The sequence below is a fragment of the Cohnella sp. genome (genome assembly GCF_041641335.1).
Taxonomy (GTDB): Bacteria; Bacillota; Bacilli; order Paenibacillales; family Paenibacillaceae; genus Cohnella.
This window is the reverse complement of record NZ_JBEPYQ010000003.1, coordinates 20,645-43,731: the sequence shown is the minus strand read 5'-3', so window position 1 is coordinate 43,731 and position 23,087 is coordinate 20,645. Positions and strand designations below refer to the sequence as shown.

Annotated in this window: 18 protein-coding genes; 5 read left to right on the top strand and 13 right to left on the bottom strand. The window is 53.0% G+C overall.

Translation table 11 applies throughout. The annotated features are described in order from the left end of the window. Positions 1–8 precede the first annotated feature (8 nt). The 3 genes from ACESLM_RS01525 to ACESLM_RS01515 all read right to left on the bottom strand — a co-directional run bounded on the left by ACESLM_RS01525 (position 9) and on the right by ACESLM_RS01515 (position 3,450). Positions 9–1,541, bottom strand: coding sequence for a DUF3502 domain-containing protein (locus tag ACESLM_RS01525; RefSeq protein WP_372629328.1), 1,533 nt, complete (start codon positions 1,539–1,541; stop codon positions 9–11). A gap of 75 nt (positions 1,542–1,616) precedes the next feature. After that, positions 1,617–2,501 (bottom strand): carbohydrate ABC transporter permease, encoded by an 885-nt coding sequence (locus ACESLM_RS01520; protein ID WP_372629326.1) that lies wholly within the window; start codon positions 2,499–2,501, stop codon positions 1,617–1,619. Positions 2,502–2,511: 10 nt separating this feature from the next. Continuing rightward, a complete protein-coding gene (locus ACESLM_RS01515) occupies positions 2,512–3,450 on the bottom strand; it encodes an ABC transporter permease (RefSeq protein ID WP_372629324.1) in 939 nt (312 codons plus the stop codon). A 151-nt stretch (positions 3,451–3,601) separates the two neighbouring features. On the opposite strand from ACESLM_RS01515, the gene ACESLM_RS01510 reads away from it, so the two are divergent. From ACESLM_RS01510 to tatC, 4 genes are all read left to right on the top strand, one after another. Next, positions 3,602–6,013: a helix-turn-helix domain-containing protein gene (locus ACESLM_RS01510; protein WP_372629322.1), complete on the top strand. Its 2,412-nt coding sequence runs from the start codon at positions 3,602–3,604 to the stop codon at positions 6,011–6,013. Between the two features lie 158 nt (positions 6,014–6,171). Continuing rightward, positions 6,172–7,851, top strand: coding sequence for a PhoX family protein (locus ACESLM_RS01505; RefSeq protein ID WP_372629320.1), 1,680 nt, complete (start codon positions 6,172–6,174; stop codon positions 7,849–7,851). Positions 7,852–7,877: 26 nt separating this feature from the next. Then, complete coding sequence (tatA, locus tag ACESLM_RS01500; RefSeq protein WP_372629318.1) at positions 7,878–8,123, top strand: twin-arginine translocase TatA/TatE family subunit; 246 nt, start codon at positions 7,878–7,880, stop codon at positions 8,121–8,123. A gap of 11 nt (positions 8,124–8,134) precedes the next feature. Then, entirely contained in the window at positions 8,135–8,860 is a 726-nt protein-coding gene (gene tatC / locus ACESLM_RS01495) for a twin-arginine translocase subunit TatC (RefSeq protein ID WP_372629316.1), read from the top strand. A gap of 38 nt (positions 8,861–8,898) precedes the next feature. Here the strand turns inward: tatC and ACESLM_RS01490 are convergent, their stop codons facing one another. The 6 genes from ACESLM_RS01490 to ACESLM_RS01465 are packed head-to-tail and all read right to left on the bottom strand — an operon-like array spanning position 8,899 to position 16,431. Further along, complete coding sequence (locus ACESLM_RS01490; protein WP_372629314.1) at positions 8,899–10,179, bottom strand: MFS transporter; 1,281 nt, start codon at positions 10,177–10,179, stop codon at positions 8,899–8,901. A gap of 16 nt (positions 10,180–10,195) precedes the next feature. Then, positions 10,196–11,041, bottom strand: a complete 846-nt coding sequence (locus tag ACESLM_RS01485; protein ID WP_372629312.1) for a sugar ABC transporter permease — start codon at positions 11,039–11,041, stop codon at positions 10,196–10,198. Further along, entirely contained in the window at positions 11,038–12,357 is a 1,320-nt protein-coding gene (locus ACESLM_RS01480; RefSeq protein ID WP_372629310.1) for a sugar ABC transporter permease, read from the bottom strand. The genes ACESLM_RS01485 and ACESLM_RS01480 overlap by 4 nt, the downstream gene beginning before the upstream one ends. Positions 12,358–12,362: 5 nt before the next feature. Then, positions 12,363–13,733 (bottom strand): sugar ABC transporter substrate-binding protein, encoded by a 1,371-nt coding sequence (locus ACESLM_RS01475; protein WP_372629308.1) that lies wholly within the window; start codon positions 13,731–13,733, stop codon positions 12,363–12,365. Positions 13,734–13,749: 16 nt separating this feature from the next. Then, positions 13,750–15,081 carry an alpha/beta hydrolase gene (locus ACESLM_RS01470; RefSeq protein ID WP_372629306.1) on the bottom strand — a complete coding sequence of 444 codons (1,332 nt, stop codon included), beginning with the start codon at positions 15,079–15,081 and terminating at the stop codon, positions 13,750–13,752. 18 nt (positions 15,082–15,099) lie between these two features. Further along, on the bottom strand, positions 15,100–16,431 hold the full coding sequence (locus ACESLM_RS01465) for an alpha/beta hydrolase (protein WP_372629304.1): 1,332 nt from the start codon (positions 16,429–16,431) through the stop codon (positions 15,100–15,102). Between the two features lie 174 nt (positions 16,432–16,605). Here ACESLM_RS01465 and ACESLM_RS01460 point away from each other — a divergent pair, with 174 nt between their 5' ends. Next, the gene (locus tag ACESLM_RS01460) at positions 16,606–17,532 is read left to right on the top strand and encodes a LacI family DNA-binding transcriptional regulator (protein WP_372629302.1); all 927 of its coding nucleotides are present in this window, start codon (positions 16,606–16,608) and stop codon (positions 17,530–17,532) included. A 48-nt stretch (positions 17,533–17,580) separates the two neighbouring features. Here ACESLM_RS01460 and ACESLM_RS01455 read toward each other — a convergent pair whose 3' ends face one another. The 4 genes from ACESLM_RS01455 to ACESLM_RS01440 all read right to left on the bottom strand — a co-directional run bounded on the left by ACESLM_RS01455 (position 17,581) and on the right by ACESLM_RS01440 (position 23,057). Continuing rightward, positions 17,581–19,143 (bottom strand): NTTRR-F1 domain, encoded by a 1,563-nt coding sequence (locus ACESLM_RS01455; RefSeq protein ID WP_372629300.1) that lies wholly within the window; start codon positions 19,141–19,143, stop codon positions 17,581–17,583. Positions 19,144–19,451: 308 nt separating this feature from the next. Next, positions 19,452–20,348, bottom strand: coding sequence for a carbohydrate ABC transporter permease (locus ACESLM_RS01450; protein ID WP_372629299.1), 897 nt, complete (start codon positions 20,346–20,348; stop codon positions 19,452–19,454). Between the two features lie 16 nt (positions 20,349–20,364). Continuing rightward, on the bottom strand, positions 20,365–21,327 hold the full coding sequence (locus tag ACESLM_RS01445; protein WP_372629297.1) for an ABC transporter permease: 963 nt from the start codon (positions 21,325–21,327) through the stop codon (positions 20,365–20,367). 26 nt (positions 21,328–21,353) lie between these two features. After that, complete coding sequence (locus ACESLM_RS01440; RefSeq protein ID WP_372629295.1) at positions 21,354–23,057, bottom strand: extracellular solute-binding protein; 1,704 nt, start codon at positions 23,055–23,057, stop codon at positions 21,354–21,356. Positions 23,058–23,087: the final 30 nt, after the last annotated feature.

Here is a 23,087-nt window from a genome sequence, read left to right as displayed (position 1 = left end):
AAGTGCCTTTATTTACCGGAGATGACGGCATTGATTTGCGCTTGAATTTCATCGATCACTTGTTGCCCGCCCAGGCTGGCCATTTTTTCCTCCAGCGTCTTCTTGCCCTGATCGGCAGGCAGCACGCCTTGGCTCAGCGGCAGGAAGATCGAATCGTGAAGCGGCGTAATTTTGGCATATTCCGTCTTCACCTTTTCAGCGTTAAAGTTGAAGCCCGACGTTGGACTAAGCGTGAAGTTGGCCGGATCGGTAGCGAAGTCGAACCACTTCTTGTCATCCGCCATCATCGTGTCCGGCGTGCGGTTCAACGTTGGCCGCCAGGTCAGCACGTAGCCCGGGAAGGAATAGCTGGACAGCGCCTTATAGCTCGAGTCGCCGACAGGTTCCCAGTCCTTTCCTTGAATGCCGTATTCCATCAAATCGTGGTTTTCCTTAATCGACATCCAATTGACGACATCCATCGCTAAATCGGCGTGCTTGGATGAAATCGGGATGCAAAGGAAATTCCATTGCTGGAAAGCGGTATACGGATTGGCCTGATCGCCGTTCGGAACGAAAACCTCAAGCTTGTCGCTGCCGTCTTGCAGCATTTCCGAATATTTCAATCCTTCTACGCCATCAGCCGCATAGTAGGTGGCCGCATATTTGCCTTGCTTGAACAGCGTTTCTGCATTTTGCTCCTGCGCGATATTTTTGGAGAGTATGCCGTCCTTGTAGTATTGGGTCACACGATCATAAGCATCGGCAATCATCGGGCTTGCCCATTGACCGACGACTTTCTTGTCCTTGGTTGAATAGGCGAACATGTTGACACCGATTTCGAGCACTTCATCGAGCGCCAGATTAGCGGATTCGCTCAGGATAAACGGAAGTTTATCGGCTTTGATGCCGTTAATGACGAAGGGCTTGACCTCCTTCTCGTTTTCCTTGACCGCGTACAGAAATTCCTCTAGATCGTCGAGCGTTTTCAACTCGGGAAGTCCGTATTTCACGCGTAAATCTTTGCGGATCAACAGTCCGTATAGCTGGCCTTGGGTGGTACCGAGCGGAACGCCCATAATTTTGCCGTCGAATTTGTTATATTCCCACATTTCCTGGGGGATGGATGCTTGTAGCTCCGGACGTTCGGCCACCATCGCATCCAGTTCCATTAAAGAATTGCTGGCGATCATCTGATTCATGGATAACCATGGGGCATCGAGATACATATCGAAGTCTTCCCCGGCGGACATCTTCACGGATACCGCATTTCCGTAATCGGACCACGGCAAGAAATGGATATTCAGGGCCGCCCCGATGTTGTCCGCTTTCAACTTGTCGTTGACCGCCTGCAGCACCTCGTCAAAGCCAGCCGGTTTATCCCCCGGAAAATAAGCTTTCAGCGTCACCGTTGCCTTCGGTGCGGATGCAGCGCTGTCCGAATGCGACGGCGAATTCCCCTCCTTGCCGCCTGTCTCCGTATTGCCTCCGCAGCCCGCCAACATCAGCGACGAAGCCAATATCGCCGTCGTCGTCACGCCAAACATTTTTTTTAATCTCATGTCGTTACCCTCCCATATCTATTGAAAAAATCTATGATTAACCGGGCTAACCCGGTTAATGCCGGAAATCCTCGTTTACCCTTTGACGGCGCCCACTGTTAGACCCTTGACGAAATACTTCTGAAGCATGGGATACAGCAAGACAATCGGGCCGATCGTCAGCACGGTTGTCGCCATCCTCACGCCATAGGTTGGCGGCGTCACGGAAATGGCTACGCCAGAGGGAATGAGATTTTTGGCGGCTTCCATATTGGATACCATCCGACGCAGAATCAACTGCAGCGGGAACAACTTCTCATTGTCCACGAACATCAATCCCATAAACCAGTCATTCCAGTAGTTCAGCGCATAGAACAGACCGACGGAAGCCAGAATCGGCTTCGAGATCGGGATCATAATTTGAAAGAAAATTCTCATTTCATTCGCCCCGTCGATTCTTGCGGCTTCCTCCAACTCCTCGGGAATGGTTCGGAAGAAACTGACAAGCAAAAAGACAAGGAACGGTTGGCATAACAAGGTTAGAATGAGCACCCAGACGGTATTCTGCAAATGCAGCCACTGACTGACCACAATATAAAATGGAATGATTCCGCCGGAAAAAAGCATAGGCAAGTAGCAAAAAATCAGAAAAGGCGTTTGCAGGACATTTCGTTTATTAGCCAGCGAATAGCCGAGCATTGCGGAGATGCACAACGCACTTAATGCGCCTGCGGCGGTGATAAAAATCGTGACCGCATAGCCGTTGAACAGCACCTCCGATTGCAAAACCGCCTTGTAAGCGTCCAGCGATAATTTTTGCGGAAATAAAGTATACCCGTGCGCAATCAGTTCTCCCTCGTCCGTAAAAGAGCCGATAATCATCAGCAGAAAAGGAAACAGACAAAATAAGGTGAACAACAAAATAAACGTATAGGCAAGTACCGTAAAAGTCCGATCCGCAGCGCTCTGTTTCTGTCTCATCGTTATTCTCCTAGAATAATGCGGATTCTTTAGACACCCTTCGGGTTATCCAGTTGGCGGCAATGACGAAGATCAGACCCATAACCGATTGGAACAGGCCAACCGCCGAAGACATGCCGAAGTCATGCAGCTGTCTCATGGAGCGGAATACGAAGGTGTCGATAACGTCGGTAGTCGGATACAGCAAGGAATTGTCTCCGATGATGGCATAGATCATGGCAAAATCCCCGTTGAAAATTTTGCCCACAGCCAGCAAAGTCATGATCATAATGGTAGGAACGAGCAGCGGCAGCGTAATTCGCAGCACAATCTGCAGCTTGGATGCCCCGTCAATTCGGGCAGCCTCGTACAACTCCTCCGAGATACCGGTAATCGCAGCCAGAAAAATAATCGAGAGATAACCGGCTCCTTGCCACACGCGGATCACCGTTAGAATGTACGGCCACAGCTTCGACTCGAACATCCAGTTGACCGGTTCCAGGCCGATATTTTGCAGCCAAGTATTGATCATCGGCTCTTCCCCGCCGAATAAGGACTGGACAATCATGCCTACCACAATCCAGGACATAAAATAAGGAAGAAAAATGAAAGATTGCGAGATTCGTTTGAAATACTTATTGCGAATTTCATTGAACATAAGCGCGATTAACACCGCAGCCGCCGTAGTAAACAAAATGAACAGCATGTTCAACGTCAGCGTGTTGCGCAGAATGATCCAGAAGTCATCCGACGTAAAAAAATAGTCGAAGTTCTTAAAACCGACCCAATCGCTTCCCGTGATCCCTTTGGCAAAATTATAATCTTTGAAGGCGATCATAATCCCGTATATGGGAAAATAACTGAACACGAGAAAGAATAGTAGTCCCGGCGCGGCCATCGCATAGAGAAAGGGATTTCGAACGATATGCTTCAGCTTGGATCGAGGACTTGCGTGAAGTTGGTATTGCATCTGTGTGTTTCCCTCCTTTCATCGAGACTGCACTCGCATCGGCATCCCGTTCTATGCCGTAACCTTACCAAGCCCTCATCGCAGCGGCAATTCCGGTAAACTCCGATCTTTCCTGCAAACGCAGATTTACGAACTTCCCAAAAATAACACTATGTCGAAAATAAACGATTCGGCAGACGGAAATGCTCGGTATGCTATAATTAATCCACCATTTTACGAGATCGGCAATTGTGATTACGGAGGCTCTATCGCAATGAAATTCAGACTTCCACTCCTCGCATCCCTCAAGCGGCATCCTACTTATATGAGGCTTATTTTTTATTTTGTCAGCGCAAACGTTCTGGTTCTGGGCGTATCTTTTGCGCTGCTCTATTGGCAATCTTCTAAAACGCTTCTGGAAGAGATCGGAGATCATTCCGAATCCTTGCTGGCCAACGGCGCCCGGAACACGGCGCGACTGATGGAATGGGCGCTGGAATTCAGCTTTTCCTCCAGCAATGACAGCACCCTCAAGGTGTATGCCCTTTCGGATCACTACAGCGATTTTCAAACTTTCGAGGTATGGAGTCGGCTTATGGACATTAAGAACGCCAATCCGTCTATCGATTCGGTATACCTCATCAACGATTACACGAATACGGTAGTCGATTCCAGACTGGGATTGAACGATGCGGAAGCATTTTACGATCAGGACATCATTGAGCGTTTACGGGATCCGGCTACAGCGAACCACAGCGTTCTCATTCCGAGAACCTTGTCCATTCCTCTTGTCGAGAATACGCCCAAAGAGGTCATGACCATCGTAAGATTTTACGAAAAAGGCAGCTCCATCTCCGCTTTAGTTCTGAATGTGGATACTCATAATCTCATGACTCTGCTGCAGAACAATTCGAAGTATGCCAACAGGTCAGTTACAGTTCTGAATGATAGAGACGAGACCGTGTATAGCAGCAATCCTTTGAATCAGGAACAAATTGCGGAACTCAGGAGCCACGAGAGCAGGGGAGAAAGCGGATGGAGGCTCTTCCAGCCCCGAAATCAAAGGGAGCAGCTGATGGTGTACGCAACCTCCTCCATTAAAGGAATCCAGGATTGGACCTTTATCGAAACGATACCGAAGTCTGTCATTTTGGGAAAAGTCACGGTTCTTCGCAACACAAGCCTGATTCTGTTCCTCATCCTGTTCATAGCCTCATTGACCGTTATCGTTTTGATTTCCAAACGGGTGTACTCGCCTATTCAAGAGCTGATTAGCAGAGTGATGAGGCAGCATCAGGCTGATAAGCCCGGCGAAGGAAACAGCCCGAATGAACTTGACTATCTGTCCAATGTGTTTACAGCCCAACGCAATCAGATCCATGAACTGACCGAGCAATGGCGGCATAATAAAATATTGGGCAGGGAGAGGTTTTTACGAGATTTTCTGGGGGAGATCTACCATTCGGCAGAGGAAATAGACGCTCAATTTCAAGAATGGGGAATTGATCTGCCGCAAGCTCACCTGTCGGTAGCCATCTTCCGGATCGATCGCTTTTCGGAATTTTCGGAGATCTACCCGGAGAAGGACCGGCGTCTGCTCCGATTTGCAATGTCCAATATTATCCAGGAATCGCTGCAATCGTCCAAGCACAAGCTGCAAACGGTGGACATGGGGAACGATCACGTGGCGGTGGTCTTATCGGCTCCCTTGTCCGAACAATTTGCGAAGAAGCTGGAGGTATCCCAACAGTTAATAGAACAGTATTTGTCCGTCGGAACGACCGTTGCTTGGGGCAGGACGCTGTCCAGCCTGGCAGACATGCACGAGGTATATATGGAGACGTATGAACTGACGCAGGAACGATTCCGATTCGGACACAGAGCGGTCGTCGTGAAAGCATGGCTGACCGACGAGCCAGGAGAACTGTATCATCTGCCCGTGGACAAAGAGCGGCTGATTGCTCTTGCCATTCCAAAGGGCAATGCGGATATCGTTCTGGGGGTCATACGCTCAGCCGTAGTCAAGCTGCGGGAACTGCCCTATTTTGAATGTAAAATGTCGTTGATTACCTTGTTTATGAATATACGCCGGCTCATGCAGGAGCACTCCAGCCAACCGCTGTCCAGATCATGGGGGCTGACTTCTATCGAGAATCAGATCATTCAGCAAGAGACGATAGAAAACGTGCTGCCCTGGATGGAAGCATTGGTAACCAAGACGCTCGAAGACATTGCCGCTGCTCGCAGTCTGTCCAAAAACGTGTCCCTGATCGAGCAGGCGGACCGGTTCATTGAAGAACAATTAACCGATCCGAACTTGTCCGCCAAAATACTGGCCGATCATTTGGGATTGTCCGTGAATTATTTTCGCAGTTTGTATAAAGCGGAGACAAACCAGTCCATTACGGACAAGATATCGGAGAAGCGCCTAAATTACATTTGTCAGGAGCTGCTTGCCTCCGACTCGCCGATTGAGCCAATCGTCCAACATTTCGGATTTTCGTCGCTTAACACGTTTTATTCCGTCTTCAAAAAGGTGTATGGAATGACGCCGGCCCAATATCGGAGGATGCATAAAAACTGACGGTTGTTGACATGCAGCTTACCGTAACATGGTGACTTTCTCGTGATCTCAACTTCTTTTTTTACAAATCGCTGCCTTCCAACTAACACCCCATTGATACGGAGCCACTATGCTGATGGTGATGACCCAATTTGTCCAAATGGGAGTGTGCCAAAATCATGATTGAAAACCAGAAAATGGACCGCCGCAAATTTTTGTCCTACCTGGGAACGGGAGCAGCCGCGCTGGCAGCCGCATCCGCAGGTCTGGGCACGCTGGAGGGCAAAGCCTCCGCCGCATCCAAGACGGCCGATCATCTTTTCGGTTTCAAAACGAATCGGGTGAGCGGATTTTTCGAGCCGATTCAGCCGTCCGACGCCGATCAGCTCGTTCTGCCGAAGGGCTACCGGTACGACGTCGTAGCCGCGTTCGACGACGTGATCAACAACGCGGGAGACAAATTCGGACAAGGGGCGGACTACAATGCTTACCTCCCGATCAACGGCTCCACCTCGCATGGCCTGCTGGTGACCAACCATGAGTACACGAACCTTTTCCTGCACGGGGACATCAAGGACGGCAAAATGACGGCGGAACAAATCCGCAACGAGCTCTACTATCAAGGCATGTCGGTGATCGAAGTCAAACAGGGCGAAGACGGCGTATGGAAAATGGACACGTCGTCCAAGTATGCCCGCCGTATCAACGGCTTCAGCAAATTCGAGCTGACCGGCCCGGCCCGCGGCGCCCAAGCGGTCGGAAGCGTCTCCGCCGTAACGGGAACGTTCGCCAACTGCTCCGGCGGCGTCACGCTGTGGAACACGGTCATGTCCTGCGAAGAAAACTTCGAATCTACCGCGGGAGCCGCAGGCTTGAACGCGACGCATTACGGCTGGGTCGCGGAAATCGATCCGTTCGACGGCACGTTCCAGAGAAAGCATACGGCTCTGGGTCGTTTCCACCATGAAAATACGGCGATGGGCATCTCCAAAGACGGCAGAGTGGTCGTGTACATGGGCGACGACGTGAAAGACGCGTGCGTATATAAATTCGTAACCAAAGGCAAATACGATCCGGCGGCCGGACGCCGCAATTCCGACCTGCTCTCCGAAGGCACGCTGTATGTCGCCAATCTGAAGGGCGGCAAATGGCTGGAGGTCACTCTTGACGCGGTACGCAGCGCACTGGGGAAAGAAGGCTTCAAGGCTCCGACTGGCGTTAAGGGCACGCGGGAAGAGCTTCTGAAAAAATACCAAACCCAAGGCGACGTCGTTACCAACTGCGCGGAAGCTGCGCTGCTGGTCGGCGGAACACCGACGGACCGTCCGGAGGACGTGGAGATTTCTCCGTTCGACAACACGATCTTTATTTGCCACACGAACAACGACAACCACGGCAACATCCACGGACACATCACCCGCATATTCGAGAAGGACGACGATCTGGGCGCAACCGAATTCGACTTTGAAATTTTCGCGGCAGGCGGGCGCCAATCCGGCTTCAGCTCGCCGGATAACCTTGCTTTCGATTCCAACGGCAGCCTCTGGGTTGTGACGGACATTTCCTCTAGCAGCCTGAACAAGGGCGTGTTCACGCACTTCAAGAACAACGGCCTGTTCGTTATTCCGACGGCCGGACCGAGCAAGGGCGAAGCCCTGCAGTTTGCTTCCGGCCCCCGCGAATGCGAAATGACCGGACCTTACTTCACGCCGGACGAGCGTACGCTGTTCCTGTCCATCCAGCATCCAGGCGAAAATACGACGGATGCCGGCAAACCGACGAGCCTATGGCCGCACCGCAAGGGCGACAAAATCCCGCGCGAGGCCGTCGTGGCCATCCGCGGCTTCAAGCTCGGCTAATCTACTCATAGCGAGGAGGCATTACCATGCCATTCGGAAATATCGGGATCGGCGGCCTGATTCTGATCCTGATCATCGCGCTCATCATTTTCGGACCGTCCAAGCTGCCTGAATTGGGCCGAGCCTTCGGCCGCACGCTCAGCGAATTCAAGAGCGCTACCCGCGGCATGATCGACGGCGATAAGGAAGAGAAAAATAAGGACGAAGCGATTGAAGCCGCCGCTTCGGAGCAAAAGCCGCGCCTGACCGCGGTCGAGTCCAACAAAGGCTAAGGAGGCTCCAAATGAAGGCCGAAAGCGCGGAAGTGAGCTTTGTCGGCCACTTGGGCGAAATGCGCCGCAGAATCATTTTTACGCTGATCGCGTTTCTGGTGTCTCTCTGCGGCGCTTTCATCTATGTGAAGGAGATCTATCACTGGCTGGTCCGGGATCTGGATTTCAAGCTGGCGATTCTGGCTCCGTCCGACGTCATCTGGGTCTATCTGAAGTTGGCGGGCGTTGTCGCCATTGCCGTCACCTTGCCGGTCGCCGCCTACCAGGCTTGGCTGTTCGTCAAGCCGGCCTTGAACCCTCAGGAACAGCGGGCCACGCTGGCGTATATCCCCTGGCTCCCCGTGTTGTTCGCGGGCGGGATCGTCTTCGGGTATTTCGTCATTTATCCGATGGTGCTGCAGTTTTTGGAAGGGATGTCGGGGGATTTTGCCACGATGTACACGGCGGACCGGTACTTCTCCTTTATGCTGAGCATGACCTTGCCGTTCGGGCTTCTGTTCGAAATGCCCGTCACGGTCATGTTTCTGACCCGGATCGGCATTCTAAGTCCGGCCCGGTTGGCCAAGGCGCGCAAGCTGTCATACTTCATCCTGACCGTAACCGCCGTCATGATTACGCCGCCGGATATTATGTCCGACGTGCTGGTGATCATCCCGCTCTTCGTTCTCTACGAGGTGAGCGTGGGGCTGTCCAAGTGGGTTTATAGCAAGAGTGAAAAGCTGGAAGCCGCCCCATAAGCGGGGCGGCTCCTTTTTGATGATCGGATTTTCGTCGCTCACACATAGGCTCTGATCCGCTTCAGGGTCAAAACGACCGCGAGGCCGACGGCCAGAAACAGCATGGAAATCATCGATAACGTCCACGACGCTCCATAACGGTCGGCGACGGAGGAGAAGACGGCCAAGCCTAGCGGCGGGGCAATCCCGGACAACGCCCCCATCGCGCCGTACAATCGTCCCTGAAGCTCGACGCTGACTTCCGATCGGAGAATAATCTGGATGAGCATCGTGCTGAAGGCGAACAACAATCCGCAGCCTAGCACGAACGGCAATGCCGGCCATGCGCTGCGCATGATCGACAAGAGATAGAACATCGGTCCCAGCAGCAGCAGCCCCGCGCATATCCATAGACCTCGACGCCCGATCCGCGAGCCAAAACTCAGAATTACGCCAGCGCCCAGCATGTAGCCTAGCGGAATGCACAATTCAATAAAGCCGAACGCAACAGGCCCCGCTTTCCATTCTTTTACCGCCATTACCTGAACCATCGTCAACGACGACATAAAGAACAGAATAAGCAGCGGATGAAGCACGACGATCGCTCTGGCCAAGGAGTTGGCGCCGATATAACGAAAGCCTTCCTTGAGATCGCCGACAAACGTCGAGTCTTTCGGCCTTGCGCTGCGGTAGGAGGGAAATTGCCCTGCCGCCAATACGCACAGCATTGACAAGAGATAGGCCAGCGAATTAAACAGAATCGCCGCAAACCCTCCGAACGTCGCCACCAGGACCCCTGCCAGGGCCAGCCCTGAGATTCTGGAAATATTATCGGCAAGATGAATCCAGCCCGTCGCCTGCTGCAGCTTATCCTTTCCTACGATCGGATGGATCGAGGCATGGAATGCGGGAGCCTGGAACAAACTCGCCGTCGCCAATAGCGCAACCATGACTAGGATAACAGGGAATGAAACCTCGGCATAGAAAACCAAATAAGCCAAGGCGGCCGCAATCGCGCAGCGCAGCGAGTCCGACACGAGCATCAGCTTGCGGCGGTCCATCCGATCGGCGACCGTTCCGGCTACGGATCCGAGCAGGACGCTCAGGATCATATGCGTCATCAGCACGGCCGCCATCGATTTGGCGCTTCCGGTCGTCTGCAATATCCACAGGCTGAGCGCGATTCCGTTAAAGCAATCTCCGAATACGGAAATCGCATTGCCGGATAAGACCCACATAAACGTTCGATTGCGTATAAGCGGCCTGGCAACTCCGGCATCCGCTTTCTCCTGCGAGGCGTCGACCGTAAGCCGCGATGCGGAGACAATCTCGCTTTCCATTTCCCCCGCACCTCCTCTAGCCTTTGTTGGCGCCGGCCGTTAACCCGTCGACAAAATGACGCTGCAAATACATGAACAGCAGCGTAATCGGGATGGCAATGAATACCGCTCCCGCGGCGAAAAGAGTGAAATAAGCATTCTGGTAGGAGTTGACCATATCGTACAGGCCGACGGCCACCGTCCATTTCTCCTTGGACCGCAGCACGAGGCTGGCAAAGATAAAGTCCACCCATGCGCCCGTGAATGTCGTTAGCGCGACGAAAACAAGCATCGGCTTGGACAAGGGCAGCATGATGCGGGTGAACACCTTAAGGTTGCCGGCTCCGTCCATGCGCGCCGCTTCCTCGATTCCTTTCGGCAGCGTATCGAAAAAGCCCTTGGCGACAAATAGATTAAACATGATCGCTCCGAACGAATAGACGACGATCAGCGCCGTATGGGTATTCAGCAGCCCGATCTGCATGAGCAGGATATATACGGCCACCATGCTCATAAAGCCGGGGAACATTCCGAGAATCAGCAGCAAGGTTAGAGAAGCCTTCCTCCATGGAAACCGGAAACGGGACAAAGCATAGGCGGACAGCGTCACCAGCAGCGTGCTGAACAGCATGCTGAACACGGCCACCTTAAGCGTGTTGAAATACCAGGTCGAGAACATCAGGCTTTCGGATTGAAACAATTCCGCATAATGGCTTAACGTCAGGCTCCTCGGAACAAACGTCTCGCTATACAGCGATTTGCCCGGCTTGAAGGAGGAAAGGACGACCCACGAAGCCGGATACAAGCTCCAGCCTACGACCGTCAGCAGGAACAGATAGCTGCCGGCGACCCTGACTTTCGTCGAAGTTCGGGTCTTCTTCATTGCGCCATCTCCTCCTCTTTGAACGACCGGGTTTGTCTGTAGTTCCAGATCGATAATCCGGCGATGATGATAAACAGAATGATTCCTATCGCGGAAGCGATATTGTAAATATTGTTGTTCAGCGTCAGCTTATAAAGCCAGGTAATCAACAAATCCGTATGGCCCGCGAACTGATAGTTCGGGTTGGTCGGACCGCCGTTCGTCAGCAAATAAATGACGTTGAAATTGTTGAAATTACCGGCAAGCTGAATAATAAGCACCGGTCCGAGCGCGAAGAAGATAAACGGCAGCGTAACGAGTCTCGCCTGCTGCCAGCGTCCGGCCCCCTCTACTCTGGCAGCTTCGTATAATTCGGCGGAGATGGAGGACAGCACTCCGCTGACGAGCAGGAACGACAAAGGCATTCCGATCCAGACGTTCACGACGATGACCGTAAACTTGGCCCAGTAGGGATCCGTAAGCCAGGGCAGCCGTCCCAATCCGAAGTGCGACAGGTACTGGTTGATCGGACCGAACTGCCCGTTGAACATCATCTTCATCGCCAGCAAGGAAATCATCTGAGGGATCGCGTACGGAATGATGATCAGCGTCCTCCAGACCCCCTTAAGCACGATTTCCTTCTGGGAGAGAACAAGAGCGACGATCAGTCCGCACCCGAACGTCGTCGCCGTAGCCACGAACGCCCACAGTACCGTCCAGCCCAGGACGCCGAAAAAAGTGCCGCTCCAGCTTTTCAACCGGAACAGTTGGGCGAACGAGTCCAGTCCGGTCCAATCGACCAGATTCCCCGGAGGAATATGGTGCGGCGAGGAATAGTTCGTGAAGGCGAGCAGAATCATGAACACGATCGGCAGAATGGTCAGGAACAGAATGCCGGCCGCCGGAACAACCAGCATCGCCTGCGGGAACTTGAAATCGTGAATATAGATCAGCGTGTGCCTGAAGTCGGCCGGGACGCGGCCGGAATCGCGATCCCGTCCCGTCCGGTAAGCATCCCGAATGACATTGGCATAGAACAAAACATAAAGCGCGAACAGAAACAGCACGATCAAGCCTTGAATCATTAAATTGATAGAATGATCCCCCGGGATGGAGACGGTCTTGCCGTCCGCCTCGACAAGCCGGGACGGAACGTCCCCGAGGGTGACGATGCCCCGTATCGCTTTCGGCAGCACAGTCAAAAAATAACCGGTCGAGACCATTCCGAGAGCGAGCAGAAAAATCCCTTTTATCCATTGACGGTTGTAGATCTGGCCCGCTCCCGGCAGAAGAACCGAGAGGAGCGCCGCGGTCGGCCCATGCTTCTTCGTCTTCATAGCCGTCAGAAGGGAGCCTTGGACGAGTCCGGCTCGGCGGTCGGCCGATCCGCTTGCCGGGCGTTGAGCGCGATGGCGTCCCGAATTTGCTGAACCGCCCTGTCCAGCACCTGCTTCGCATCCTTGCCATCCCATATTTCCACCATCGCCGCATCCATGGGCACCCAGATGCTGGTCACTTCCGGTATGGAAGGCGCCGGGTGCGAGGCGCTGAACTGCTTATAGAAAGCGCTGGCGATCTCGTCATCCTGAATAATCGGATTCCGAGCCGCTTCCATATGCGTAGGAATCGCGCCGGTAAGCTCGTAATTCAGCAATTGCGCCGACTTGTTCGATGCGAATCTGGCGAACAGCTTGGCTGCGTTCGGATATTTGCTGTAGGCGCTCACATACCAGGAATTCACCTGAGATAACGTCACGGAGTCGTGCCCGCCGATGGCCGGAACCGGCGCCACCCCGAAATTGACGCCCGCCTGCCGGAACGTATCGATAAACCAGGAACCGGTGACGTTCATTGCTACGCTGCCTTCGCTGAACAGCGTCGTCTTGATATCGCTGGCGATATCGCCCGCGGAAATCGGCAGAATTTCCTTTCGCAATCCCGCGAACACTTCCATCCCTTTGACCGCACCGTCGTTGTTTAGGCCGATATCTGCAGGATCGGTTCCGTTGTTTCCGAAGATATAGCCGCCGGCGGAGCCGATGAAGGGATAACTGAAGTAGAAGAAAGGCGCGTCGAACATAAAGGCGTACTTATTGTTGTCCGGATCGTTGAACGTCGAAGCGAATTCGACGACCTCTTCGATCGTTGAGGGCGGCTCGCCGATCAAATCCTTGTTATAGAACATCGCATAAGTCATCACTTTGATCGGATAGCCGTACAGCCTGTTGTTGTAAGAGGCGGAGACGACGGCAACGTCCTCGTGTTCGCTGCGCGTCGCTTCTTCGAACTCGTCATTAGGCAGGATTAACCCGGCGCTGGCCGCTTTGCCCAAATGATCCTGAGAGGTCGTAATGACGTCCGCGGCCAGCCCGGCCGGACCGTCCAGCTCGAATTTGCCGATCTGATCCATCGTTCCGAGCTCCTGCATGTTCACTTCGACGCCGTACAATTCCGTAAACTCTTTCATGATAGCTTCCACGAACGGACGAGCTTCCTTGCTTTCCCAGATCAACAGGCTGGCGCCGGGCTCCGGCGTCAGCTCCGTATCCAGCTTCTCGAATTTCAGGTCGAACTTGCTCTGCCCGCTTGCGCCGCTCTCGACCGTTCCTGGACCGTCCGCATCGTTCGAGCATGCCGCAGCGACGAACAGCGAAAGCGCTAAGATGAAGATCGAGAGCCTGGACATGCCGCGAACCGCTTTTGATTGATTCATTCAAATGTCCCCCGTTCTATATGGTTTGACCTTGAGTCCAGCTTAGCGCCTCGTAACGAAGCGTTAAATTCCCGTCTGCGACGAACTGACGCTTCGGCGCGGACATTCCATCCCTGCCGGCCTCCCGCAGACCGGAATATTCGCAGACGTGAAAGGAAAAACCCGTACCTCTTGGCAGTACGAACCGCCTGCGATAGGTCCGCGGTCCGACCTTCTCCAGCTCCACTCCCGCATACACCCTGGCATCCGACGCCGATTCCGCCGGAACGACCACCTCGAGGTCCACCTCGACTTCCGCGGATAGTTCCGGAATGATCTTTAACGGTTTCGAAACCGAGAAGCCAAAGCCGATGTATTCGATTGCGCATTCTCCCGTCCTTGCCGCCCGGATTAACCCTTGCGAGGCGATCTGCGCCGCATCGTTCGGGGTAACGTTGTACCTCGCTTCCAAATCAACCATTTTTAAACCGCTTTCAAATGAGACGATCGGATACACGTAGCTGCTCGCCCCGTTTATTCCCGCTACGTCTCCTCCAATCAATTCCGCTGCGACGGGCGAGCCTTTGTCCCCGAAAAAGTAAAGCAGCGGAGCGTGCACCCTTTTCTCCCATGCTTCTTCATTGTGCTCGGCCCGCGGCTCGTAGCAGAACATCAGGTCTTCTCCGGAACGGTAACCGATTTCCAGGAGCCTCTCCGCCATGTTCCGAACGTGGTCGACTCGAACAGTCATGCCTTCCATTCCGCCGGCGTCTATCCACAACCGCAGCGGACGCTTCCTGGTGAAATGCTGAACGATAGGCAGGTGCGTCATCCCTCCTTCATCGAATTGGGCAAAATAGGGAGATAGCATAGCCAGGTTTCCGAACACATCGGAACGGCGGAAGCCGATATGGTAAGTAACCAGGCCGCCTCGGGACGAGCCCATTAACGCAGTGTGGCAGCTTTCCCGCTTCGTTCGGTAAGTCCGATCGATATAGGGCTTTAATTCCTCCGTCAAAAAATGCTCGTAAGACTCCCCCCGGCAAGGATAGTCCAGCGCTTCCGTGAATAAGCCTTGGTGAGCGAACTCGCTGTTTCGCTCCGACCCCATGTTCGCTACGGCCACGACGATCAGTTTATCGATTCGCCCCTCCGCGATCAAGCGGTCGCATACGTGATGCAAGTTCCAGGACTGTCCGTTAAATGCGGCATGAAATACGTTCTGACCGTCATGGACGTACAGGACCGGATACGTTCTGTCCGATTCCTGGTCGTAGCCCGGCGGCAAATAGACGAAAATATCCCTTTCGTTCCCCAAACACTCCGATCGAAATTGGTTAATGGTTTCGATCCGCGATTGCTTCGTCATGCTTTCTCCATCCTTTCTCTAGGAATCGGGCCTCAAGTCGATCCAATTGTGCACCGTGTAGCCGACTTCCTTGTCTCCGTCCGCGACAAGCCTTCTGTAGGGCATCCGTCCGAAATCCTTGTCGACTTCTTCCTTCTCGTAGCCTCGGGTAATCAGAAAATCGAACGTTAATCCCCGAGGCAACCGGATCTTTCCGCCGTACAACCCTCTATCCAGCTTCGGAACCTCAAACGTGGCATAGATCTCCGCCTCTTCCGGCGTCGACTCGGGAACTCGTATTTCGAGCTCGATCTCAACCGTCTCGGACAACCGATCGACCACGGTATACGCCCGAGCCGTCTCATAGCCTTCGCGGCGATAGAGGACTCTCGTGGTTCCGGGCTTCTTCGGAAGCAGCCGTCCGTCGGGAGCGACCTCGAGGATGTCCGGGTTCTCCGTCCGATAGCTGCCGTTCAAATCGCTGAAGCGAAGACCGTTGTCCAGCGCGACGACCGCATTGACGAAGGTTGCCGGGCCCTGCACGCCGACGACGTCGGAGCCTTCAAGCGCCACCCCCGACACCGTTCCCTTATCTCCGAAAAAATGAAGCAGCGGCATATGCGCTCTGCGGCCCCAGTCCCATTCGGAATGCGCGGCTTCCGTGTCCTGAAAATAATAGAGTTCCTCGCCCTGCTTCCATCCCGCTTTCAGCATACGTTCCGCTACGCTCTTCACATGGGAAGGCATGAAGAAACCCTCCGCTCCGCCGATGTCCAGCCATATCTTCTGCCCTTCATTGTAAGGGTACAACCGGTATTGCGGCGTTTCCTCCAGCGTATACGGATCTACTTTTCGGAAGAACGGCGACAGGATGCCCAGCATGCCGAACACTTCGGGATGGCGAAGCCCGATGTTATACGTCGCGATCCCGGCTGCCGAGGACCCCATCAAGGCGGTATTCCCCGCTCCCGGCAGCGTTCTGAAGCGGCGATCCACGAGCGGCTTCAGCTCCTCGATCAGAAAGTGCTCGTACTGCTCGCCTACGCAGCGGATCGGATATGCGCTCAGATCGTGAAAATATTCGCTGGTCCCTTCTTCGTACTTGTGTTCGACGGCGACGATGATCATCGGCCGGATAAGGCCCTCGGCTATTAACCGGTCGGCGACGCGATGCATCGCCCAGGATTCCCCCGATGGCTTTCGGGGCTCGAATACATGCTGGCCTACGTGCATGTACAGCACCGGATACCGCTTCGTCGGCTCGTCGTCGTAGCCCGAGGGCAAATAAATATAGACTTCTCTTTCATTTCCCAGACGCGATGCGCGCACCCCGGATAATACAATCAATTTCGATGGTACCGAATTCGCCATTTTGGAAAGCCCCTTCTGTAAGATTGTTGCTTATAAGCCCCTTTAACTTAACCGGTTAAGTGATTTCAGTATAGGGGGTGAAGTCGAACCTGTCAACCGGCAGGTTTGACATTTTTCCGAGCCGAGATTTATGATAAGCTAAGCTTTTGATCCCAGTGAGGCGGTTCCGATACGATGAAGAAAACGACTTTAAGAGACGTGGCCAAAGAAGCCGGAGTCTCCGTCGCCACGGTCAGCTACGTGCTCAACAATGTGAGCACGCAGACGATTCCCGAGGAAACCCGGCAGCGGGTGTTCGCGGCCGCGAGCAAGCTGCACTACGTACAAAATTTGACCGCCAAGGCGCTTTCGCTCGGAAAAACGAACGTCTTGGGCGTGCTTTTCGTGAGCACCGACAGCTCCCGCATTCCCAAACCGGTCAGCTACGGAGCGTTCTTCGACCGATTGGAACGGCGATGCCGCGACAAAGGCTATCACCTGCTTGTCTCCCAGATCGATCCGAAGAAGCCGAATTTCGAGATTATCGCGGAAAGGAAGCTGGACGGCGTCTTTCTGATCGACGCCATGGAGCAATCCTTCCGTGCGATATCGAAAAACCTTCAATACGGCTCGCCCCTGGTTATCGTGGACAGCTTGATCAACGATTCCTTATTTCGCCAGGTCAACCCCGATTTCCAACGTTTGTTCGGCGATCTGAACGCCTCATTGTCGGCCGGCCGTTCTTATGCCCTTATTCACGAACAGATGGCCAACAAGCGATATCACGAAAAAATCCAATCCGCTTCCGGATTGGACGAATCCTGCATCTGCGCGGCCACGAACGACGAGGAACAGCTTCGGCGCTTTATCGAACGGCACAACGACAAGCTTCTCGTTGTCTTCAATGAATTTCTGGCTTTGCAGGTGATGAAATACCGCAGCCCCGAGAGCCTGATCGTCGTCTGTACCTCGGAGTGCCCGGAATATCTGCCCGCACAAACGAGGAAAGTCGTTCTCGGCCAGTCGAAGGCCGATGTCGCTTTCGAATTGATGAACGCTCTGCTGCAATCTCCGTTCAGCTCATCCGAGGATCAGAACATTGCTTTGCGCGTATTCGAATAGCCGCCTTGCAGGGCCCATCGGCTCTGCGGAGCGACGGCATTCTGATTCTCAATCTGTACTGAACAAAACCGTTTTTGTCCCTGTCAAATTCGAACCGCTATTGACGAAATAATAATTGGATGACGTATCCAATGTTATATTGCCCGTCCAGGTTATCATGTTGAATTGGCTGCTGAATATCCCGATTGGGGGAGTATCCGCCAGCACCCCTCCAATAGTAACGTTCCCCCCAATTAATGTATTCGAGATTTCGTTGTAACCGGCTACGTTAATGGTCCCACCGGTCCGACAATCCATCATGCGCTGAATTCTCAGACCGTTATGAACCATCGTATTTACACGACTATTGTAGAAGTACGCATTAAGAATACCCATATGTCCGCTTTGAATGATGCCTCCTTGAATATTTCCGTTGAGCAACTGAAATTCAATTGTCGTGAACGGATCCCCAAGAGATACATTCTGAAAGGTCACGTTTCCGCTAATAATCGCGCCGTCCGTATAGTTCGTGTGCGTTCCTACGGAAGTTCCGTTGTCAAAAGTACCGATGACGGTCACGGGTCGCGCATCGAATGCCGGGCCTTGGACCAAATAAACATTTTCTGCGGCCTGGCTGGTTTGAATGGTGATACTCCTGGCGACAGAGGACTGAAAGTCGGCAAGATCCGCATTGCCGAGCACCCACGGACCCAAGCCTAGCAACTGGACGTGCCTTGCCGGAGGGATGATAATATCTTCATTGAAAACCGAGTTTGCCGCGATCAAAATAACTAAACGAGCTCTCATGCCGTAAGTGACAGCAAATGTGCTGCTGGTTGCTGCAGTAACGGCTGCCTGAAGCGATGAGAAAGGGCTCTCCGGCGTGCCGTCTCCCGGTCCCGGGGCACTGGAGTCTGCCCAGATGACGGTGGTCTCGCCCCACTGAAAAACTCCAGGGCCTGTCGGGCCTGTTGGACCTGTCACGCCTGTTGGCCCAGCTGGACCCATCATGCCTGTCGGGCCTGTTGGACCCGTCACGCCTGTTGGCCCTGTCGGGCCTATTGAACCCGTTACTCCTGTTGGCCCTGTTGGACCCATCATGCCTGTCGGGCCTGTTGGACCCGTCACGCCTGTTGGCCCTGTTGGGCCTGTCGGACCCGAACCGCTCGTCGCAAGCAATGCGACATCGTCCACTAGCAGATTCGCAGTCCCCGCGATCGGGTAAGTCTGAATTACGATATGAGCTTGTGTTGTCCCTTCCGGGGCTGCAGTTGTCGTCTGATAGACTTCAACCCAATCGCCCCCCGTTAAGGCCGATATGCTAAAGGGAACGTAACTGATCAGTCCGGTCCCAAGAAAGGATAAAGACGCATCGTAATAGTTGATCACGATGTTCGCGATCGTTCCAAGAGGGCCCGGCGTTTTGCCGAAAGCCGCATGAAATTCGAAGCTCTCCCCCGGGACAACCGGAACGAACTGATAGATGAACGATGATACCGTCCCCCCGGCTAACTGCGCGCAATAAAAATTATAATGGCTTCTCGTCGAAATAACCGTTGCGTTCTGTCCGACCCATGGCCCCAAGGCGCCCGTCTCGAACCCTCCGTTTATGATTCGATTTTCAATAGACATTGCTCTCCCCCCCATAACTCGAACAAGATAACTCGCAGTTTATAATTTATGCATGTCCAGTCCCGATTGACCGTGTGATCGCGGAAGCCAGCAAGGATGTCAACGAAGAGGGAGAATGCAAGCCGGCGATCCGGCAGACGAACGGCTGCTGTCTCATATCGTCGAGCTGCCTTCGGACGGCCCAAGCCGGCAAGACTTCCAAATTCAATACGACAATCGATAGGAACAAAAAAATCCCGTTACCGAGAGAACCACCGGTAGCGGGATTTTTTTGCAAAAGCATCTTCAAGACATGTGATCCAAACAAATCATTCCTTAACGGCCCCGATCGTAATGCCTCCAATGAAATATTTCTGCATAAACGGGTAGGCAGCGACGATGGGCAGCGTGACGAGTATCGTTGTCGAAGCCCGGATGGAGACTGGAGTCAGCTTCCTCATCTCCTCCATCTGCTGCTGATCGTTCATCAGCTTGCTGATCTGCTCGATGTCGAGCAGAATTTTACGCAAATAGACCTGCAGCGTATCCCAGTTGCCTGAGGAGTTGTACAACATGACGTCGAACCAGGAGTTCCAATGTCCGACCGCGCTGAATACGGCTACCGCGGCGAATACAGGTAGACATAACGGCGCGATAATCTGAACGTAAATCCGCAGCTCGCCGCAGCCGTCCATTCTGGCGGACTCGGACAAGGCATCCGGCAGATTGTACATGTAAGAAGAAATGAGAAGCATATAATACGCGCTGAACAAGCCAGGCAGCCAGTAGATTGTAAACGTCTCTACAAGGTTCAGTTGGTTCATGAGCAGGTACGTCGGAACGAGCCCCCCGCTGAAATACATCGTAATCAGAAACACGAAGCGGGTAAATCTTCGGCCGGAATACCACCTTACAGTCGTAATATAGGCTAATAAACCCGAACAGAACAAGGTCGTAACCGTCCCTACGACCACCCGTAATACGGAGATCAGAGCTCCTTTGCCTAGACCGCCTTTGTTGAACATATAGACGTAGTTGTCCAGCGTGAATTCCCTCGGCCAGAAGTAGAGCCCGCCCCTGGACGTATCAATCCCAACGTTGAAGGAGATGATCAACTGATTCCAGAACGGATACAGCATGACGAATGCCAACAGAACCAGCGTGACGACGTTAAACAGATCAAAGATTCTCCCGCCGACCGAGTTCTTCACATAAGCTGCCTTCATTAAGCCTCTCCTTCCGCTAGACAATAGACATGCCGGTCATCTTCTTGGAAATTTTATTCGTAATCAGTACGAGCGCCAATCCAAGGATCGAGCTCATAAGACCGACAGCCGTAGCGAACGAATAGCGGCCAAGTTGAATCCCATACCGGTAGACGTAAGTGTCGATAACCTCGTGATATTCCCGCGTAGTCGGAGTTCCGAGCAATAGCTGCTGCTCAAAGCCCGCATTCAGCAACGTACCAATCCCGAGGATAAACAGAAGAAGTACGGTAGGACGAATGCCTGGGAGCGTAATGTGCCACGCCATTCCGAATCTTCCGAGCCCATCGACGGCTCCAGCCTGATACAGTTCCTGGTCGACCCCCGCAATTGCGGCGATATAAATAATGGACGACCAGCCGATTCCTTTCCATAAGTTCGCAGAGGTTAGCAAAGCCCAGAAGTACTCTCCCCGCCCAAGAAGCTGGAAGGGTTCGTCCAGGATGCCCAACCGGATCAGCACATCGTTTACGACTCCTTCGCTTCCGAACATCGTAAAGATGAGGCTGGCCACAACGATCCACGAAACGAAATGCGGCAAATAGGTAATCGTTTGGATGATTTTTTTGAAGCTGCGGCTTCTGATCTCGTTAATGAGCAGCGCAAGAATAATCGGTGCGACAAATCCAATCGTCAAGCCGAGTGTGCTGATCACCAGCGTATTGCGGATAATCAACCATACGTCAGGCAGCGAGAAAAACTCTTGGTAGTATTTCAAACCGACGAATTTGGACTCGCTTAAGCTTTTGCCGGGAAAATAATCAAAGAAGCTGTAAATGATTCCGTACATGGGCATATAGGCGAATACGAACACCCAGCCTAGTGCAAAAATGTTGATCGCCCAGAGCTCTTTTTCCCGCTTCAGCCGTTTACCGATTCGGGACAGCCTTGAGCCTCGCTCTTTTTGCAGCTTGATGCGATTTTCAACCTGTTGTTCCATAGGCTCACTCTTCCCTCTTTGAGACCTTACTCGCCGAGTTTTTCCTTGTTCGCTTTGTAAGCATCCGAATTATACTTCTCGAGATCTTGCAGTCCGAGCTTATTCAGCTTGTCTTTCGCGGAGTTGAAGGTGCTGACCGCAGACTCTTCGGTCTTACTCGTGATGATCTTGGCCCACTCGGAGAGCAAAGTGTCTTTGATCGTCGTGTTGGTGATCGAGATCGGATCGTCCCCTCTGTAGCTGACGGAGTACAACGTCGAATCCCAGCTTTCGCCCTTCACATTTTGCCAACTCAGATTGACTCCTTCATCGAGGAACTTGCCGTCCTCGGTGATCGGCCACATATCGTATACGCTGACCCGAGTAACTCTAGGGTCCAGGCGCTCGTCCTTGATCCAACCTCCGGGAGCGATCATCATGTAAGCTTGAGAACCGAATTTCTCGCGAACGGCATGGAAATTCTCGTTCTTCTTGGCGTATTGCATCGCGCTATCCTTGAAAATCCATTTGCCGTCTTTGATGTCCCAAATGTTCTCCGGATCCGGAATCCCGTGACCGGTAATCATCGTTCCGAGCGTGCTCAGCTCCCAATTGAGCCATCTCATGATTTGCTCCGGATTTTTGGCCTTATCCGTAATGATGATGCGGTAGCTTCCGATAAAGTTGGATGCGACCTCCGTCGATTGCTCGACGCCTGGCGCTTTGACGCTGACGTTCATGAACCGTTTCTCGAGATTGTACTTATCCTGCTCCTGCTCGGCCCAGGCTTCTTGTCCCGCTACCCATACATGCCACCAGGTACCGATGTTGCCAATCACGCGTTCGTTCATGACCTTCGTCTGCCAGTCCTCGAATTTGTTGGTCAAGAAATCCGGATCAAGCAGTCCTTCGCGATAGAAGCGGTTGATATATTTCGCGATTTCCAGCCCTTCGTCCGTATTGATCCAGTGCTTGAACTCGCCCGTGCTTTCGTCTACCTTGAATCCGTTCTTGAAGCCGTAAGCAGCCAACATCGCGTTATACAGGTTCGCCCCTTGCGTATTGTCCGAGATCGCGTACACTTTGTTGCCTGCCGCGTTGGTCGGATGGTTGGCTGCGATTTGTTTCACCGTATTGTAAAACTCCTCCGGTGTCTGATAGACAGGCGCGCCCAGCTCCTTCCACCAATCGTAGCGAATCGCAAAGTCCCAGCCTGCTACGTTGGGATTCTCGCCCCACAGGGCGGGAAGCTTATAGATTTTACCATCGTCGTTACGCATCATGTTCAAGTACTTGCCGAGCTTCTCCGTGACATTCGGAGCATATTGATCGATCAGCTCCGTAAGGTCGATCGCACGACCCTGGGCGATAAACTTCTCCGCCATGTCGTCCGACATATTGGTGATGACCTCCGGATAATCGCCGCTGGCAAGCATCAAGTTCAATTTCTCGTTCATATCGACGCTGTATACGATTTTTTTAAGTTCTACATTAAATTTTTCCTTATAGAATTGAGCCATCGGAGCGGCAATTTTATCGACTTCAGCCTGATCGTCGTAACCGGCATAGAAGCTGAATTTCAGCGTTTCCTTCGGAACGTCCCATCCATATTCGTTGACTCCGATCGTCTCGAACTCTCCAGAACCGGTTGCAGTTCCTTCTCCCGCTTCCTTATTGTTTCCTCCGCTGCTGCAGCCTGCCGCAACCGTTGCGAGCGTAAAAGCCAACGTCAACCTTAACAACTTTTTCATAGAAAATCCCCCCATATGAGTGTGGTGTTA

What these genes read in the sequence shown, in the direction of transcription:
- ACESLM_RS01525 (WP_372629328.1), bottom strand. Translation starts at nt 1,541, where the DNA reads ATGAGATTAAAAAAAATGTTTGGCGTGACGACGACGGCGATATTGGCT.
- ACESLM_RS01520 (WP_372629326.1), bottom strand. Translation starts at nt 2,501, where the DNA reads ATGAGACAGAAACAGAGCGCTGCGGATCGGACTTTTACGGTACTTGCC.
- ACESLM_RS01515 (WP_372629324.1), bottom strand. Translation starts at nt 3,450, where the DNA reads ATGCAATACCAACTTCACGCAAGTCCTCGATCCAAGCTGAAGCATATC.
- ACESLM_RS01510 (WP_372629322.1), top strand. Translation starts at nt 3,602, where the DNA reads ATGTCGAAAATAAACGATTCGGCAGACGGAAATGCTCGGTATGCTATA.
- ACESLM_RS01505 (WP_372629320.1), top strand. Translation starts at nt 6,172, where the DNA reads ATGATTGAAAACCAGAAAATGGACCGCCGCAAATTTTTGTCCTACCTG.
- tatA (WP_372629318.1), top strand. Translation starts at nt 7,878, where the DNA reads ATGCCATTCGGAAATATCGGGATCGGCGGCCTGATTCTGATCCTGATC.
- tatC (WP_372629316.1), top strand. Translation starts at nt 8,135, where the DNA reads ATGAAGGCCGAAAGCGCGGAAGTGAGCTTTGTCGGCCACTTGGGCGAA.
- ACESLM_RS01490 (WP_372629314.1), bottom strand. Translation starts at nt 10,179, where the DNA reads ATGGAAAGCGAGATTGTCTCCGCATCGCGGCTTACGGTCGACGCCTCG.
- ACESLM_RS01485 (WP_372629312.1), bottom strand. Translation starts at nt 11,041, where the DNA reads ATGAAGAAGACCCGAACTTCGACGAAAGTCAGGGTCGCCGGCAGCTAT.
- ACESLM_RS01480 (WP_372629310.1), bottom strand. Translation starts at nt 12,357, where the DNA reads ATGAAGACGAAGAAGCATGGGCCGACCGCGGCGCTCCTCTCGGTTCTT.
- ACESLM_RS01475 (WP_372629308.1), bottom strand. Translation starts at nt 13,733, where the DNA reads ATGAATCAATCAAAAGCGGTTCGCGGCATGTCCAGGCTCTCGATCTTC.
- ACESLM_RS01470 (WP_372629306.1), bottom strand. Translation starts at nt 15,081, where the DNA reads ATGACGAAGCAATCGCGGATCGAAACCATTAACCAATTTCGATCGGAG.
- ACESLM_RS01465 (WP_372629304.1), bottom strand. Translation starts at nt 16,431, where the DNA reads ATGGCGAATTCGGTACCATCGAAATTGATTGTATTATCCGGGGTGCGC.
- ACESLM_RS01460 (WP_372629302.1), top strand. Translation starts at nt 16,606, where the DNA reads ATGAAGAAAACGACTTTAAGAGACGTGGCCAAAGAAGCCGGAGTCTCC.
- ACESLM_RS01455 (WP_372629300.1), bottom strand. Translation starts at nt 19,143, where the DNA reads ATGTCTATTGAAAATCGAATCATAAACGGAGGGTTCGAGACGGGCGCC.
- ACESLM_RS01450 (WP_372629299.1), bottom strand. Translation starts at nt 20,348, where the DNA reads ATGAAGGCAGCTTATGTGAAGAACTCGGTCGGCGGGAGAATCTTTGAT.
- ACESLM_RS01445 (WP_372629297.1), bottom strand. Translation starts at nt 21,327, where the DNA reads ATGGAACAACAGGTTGAAAATCGCATCAAGCTGCAAAAAGAGCGAGGC.
- ACESLM_RS01440 (WP_372629295.1), bottom strand. Translation starts at nt 23,057, where the DNA reads ATGAAAAAGTTGTTAAGGTTGACGTTGGCTTTTACGCTCGCAACGGTT.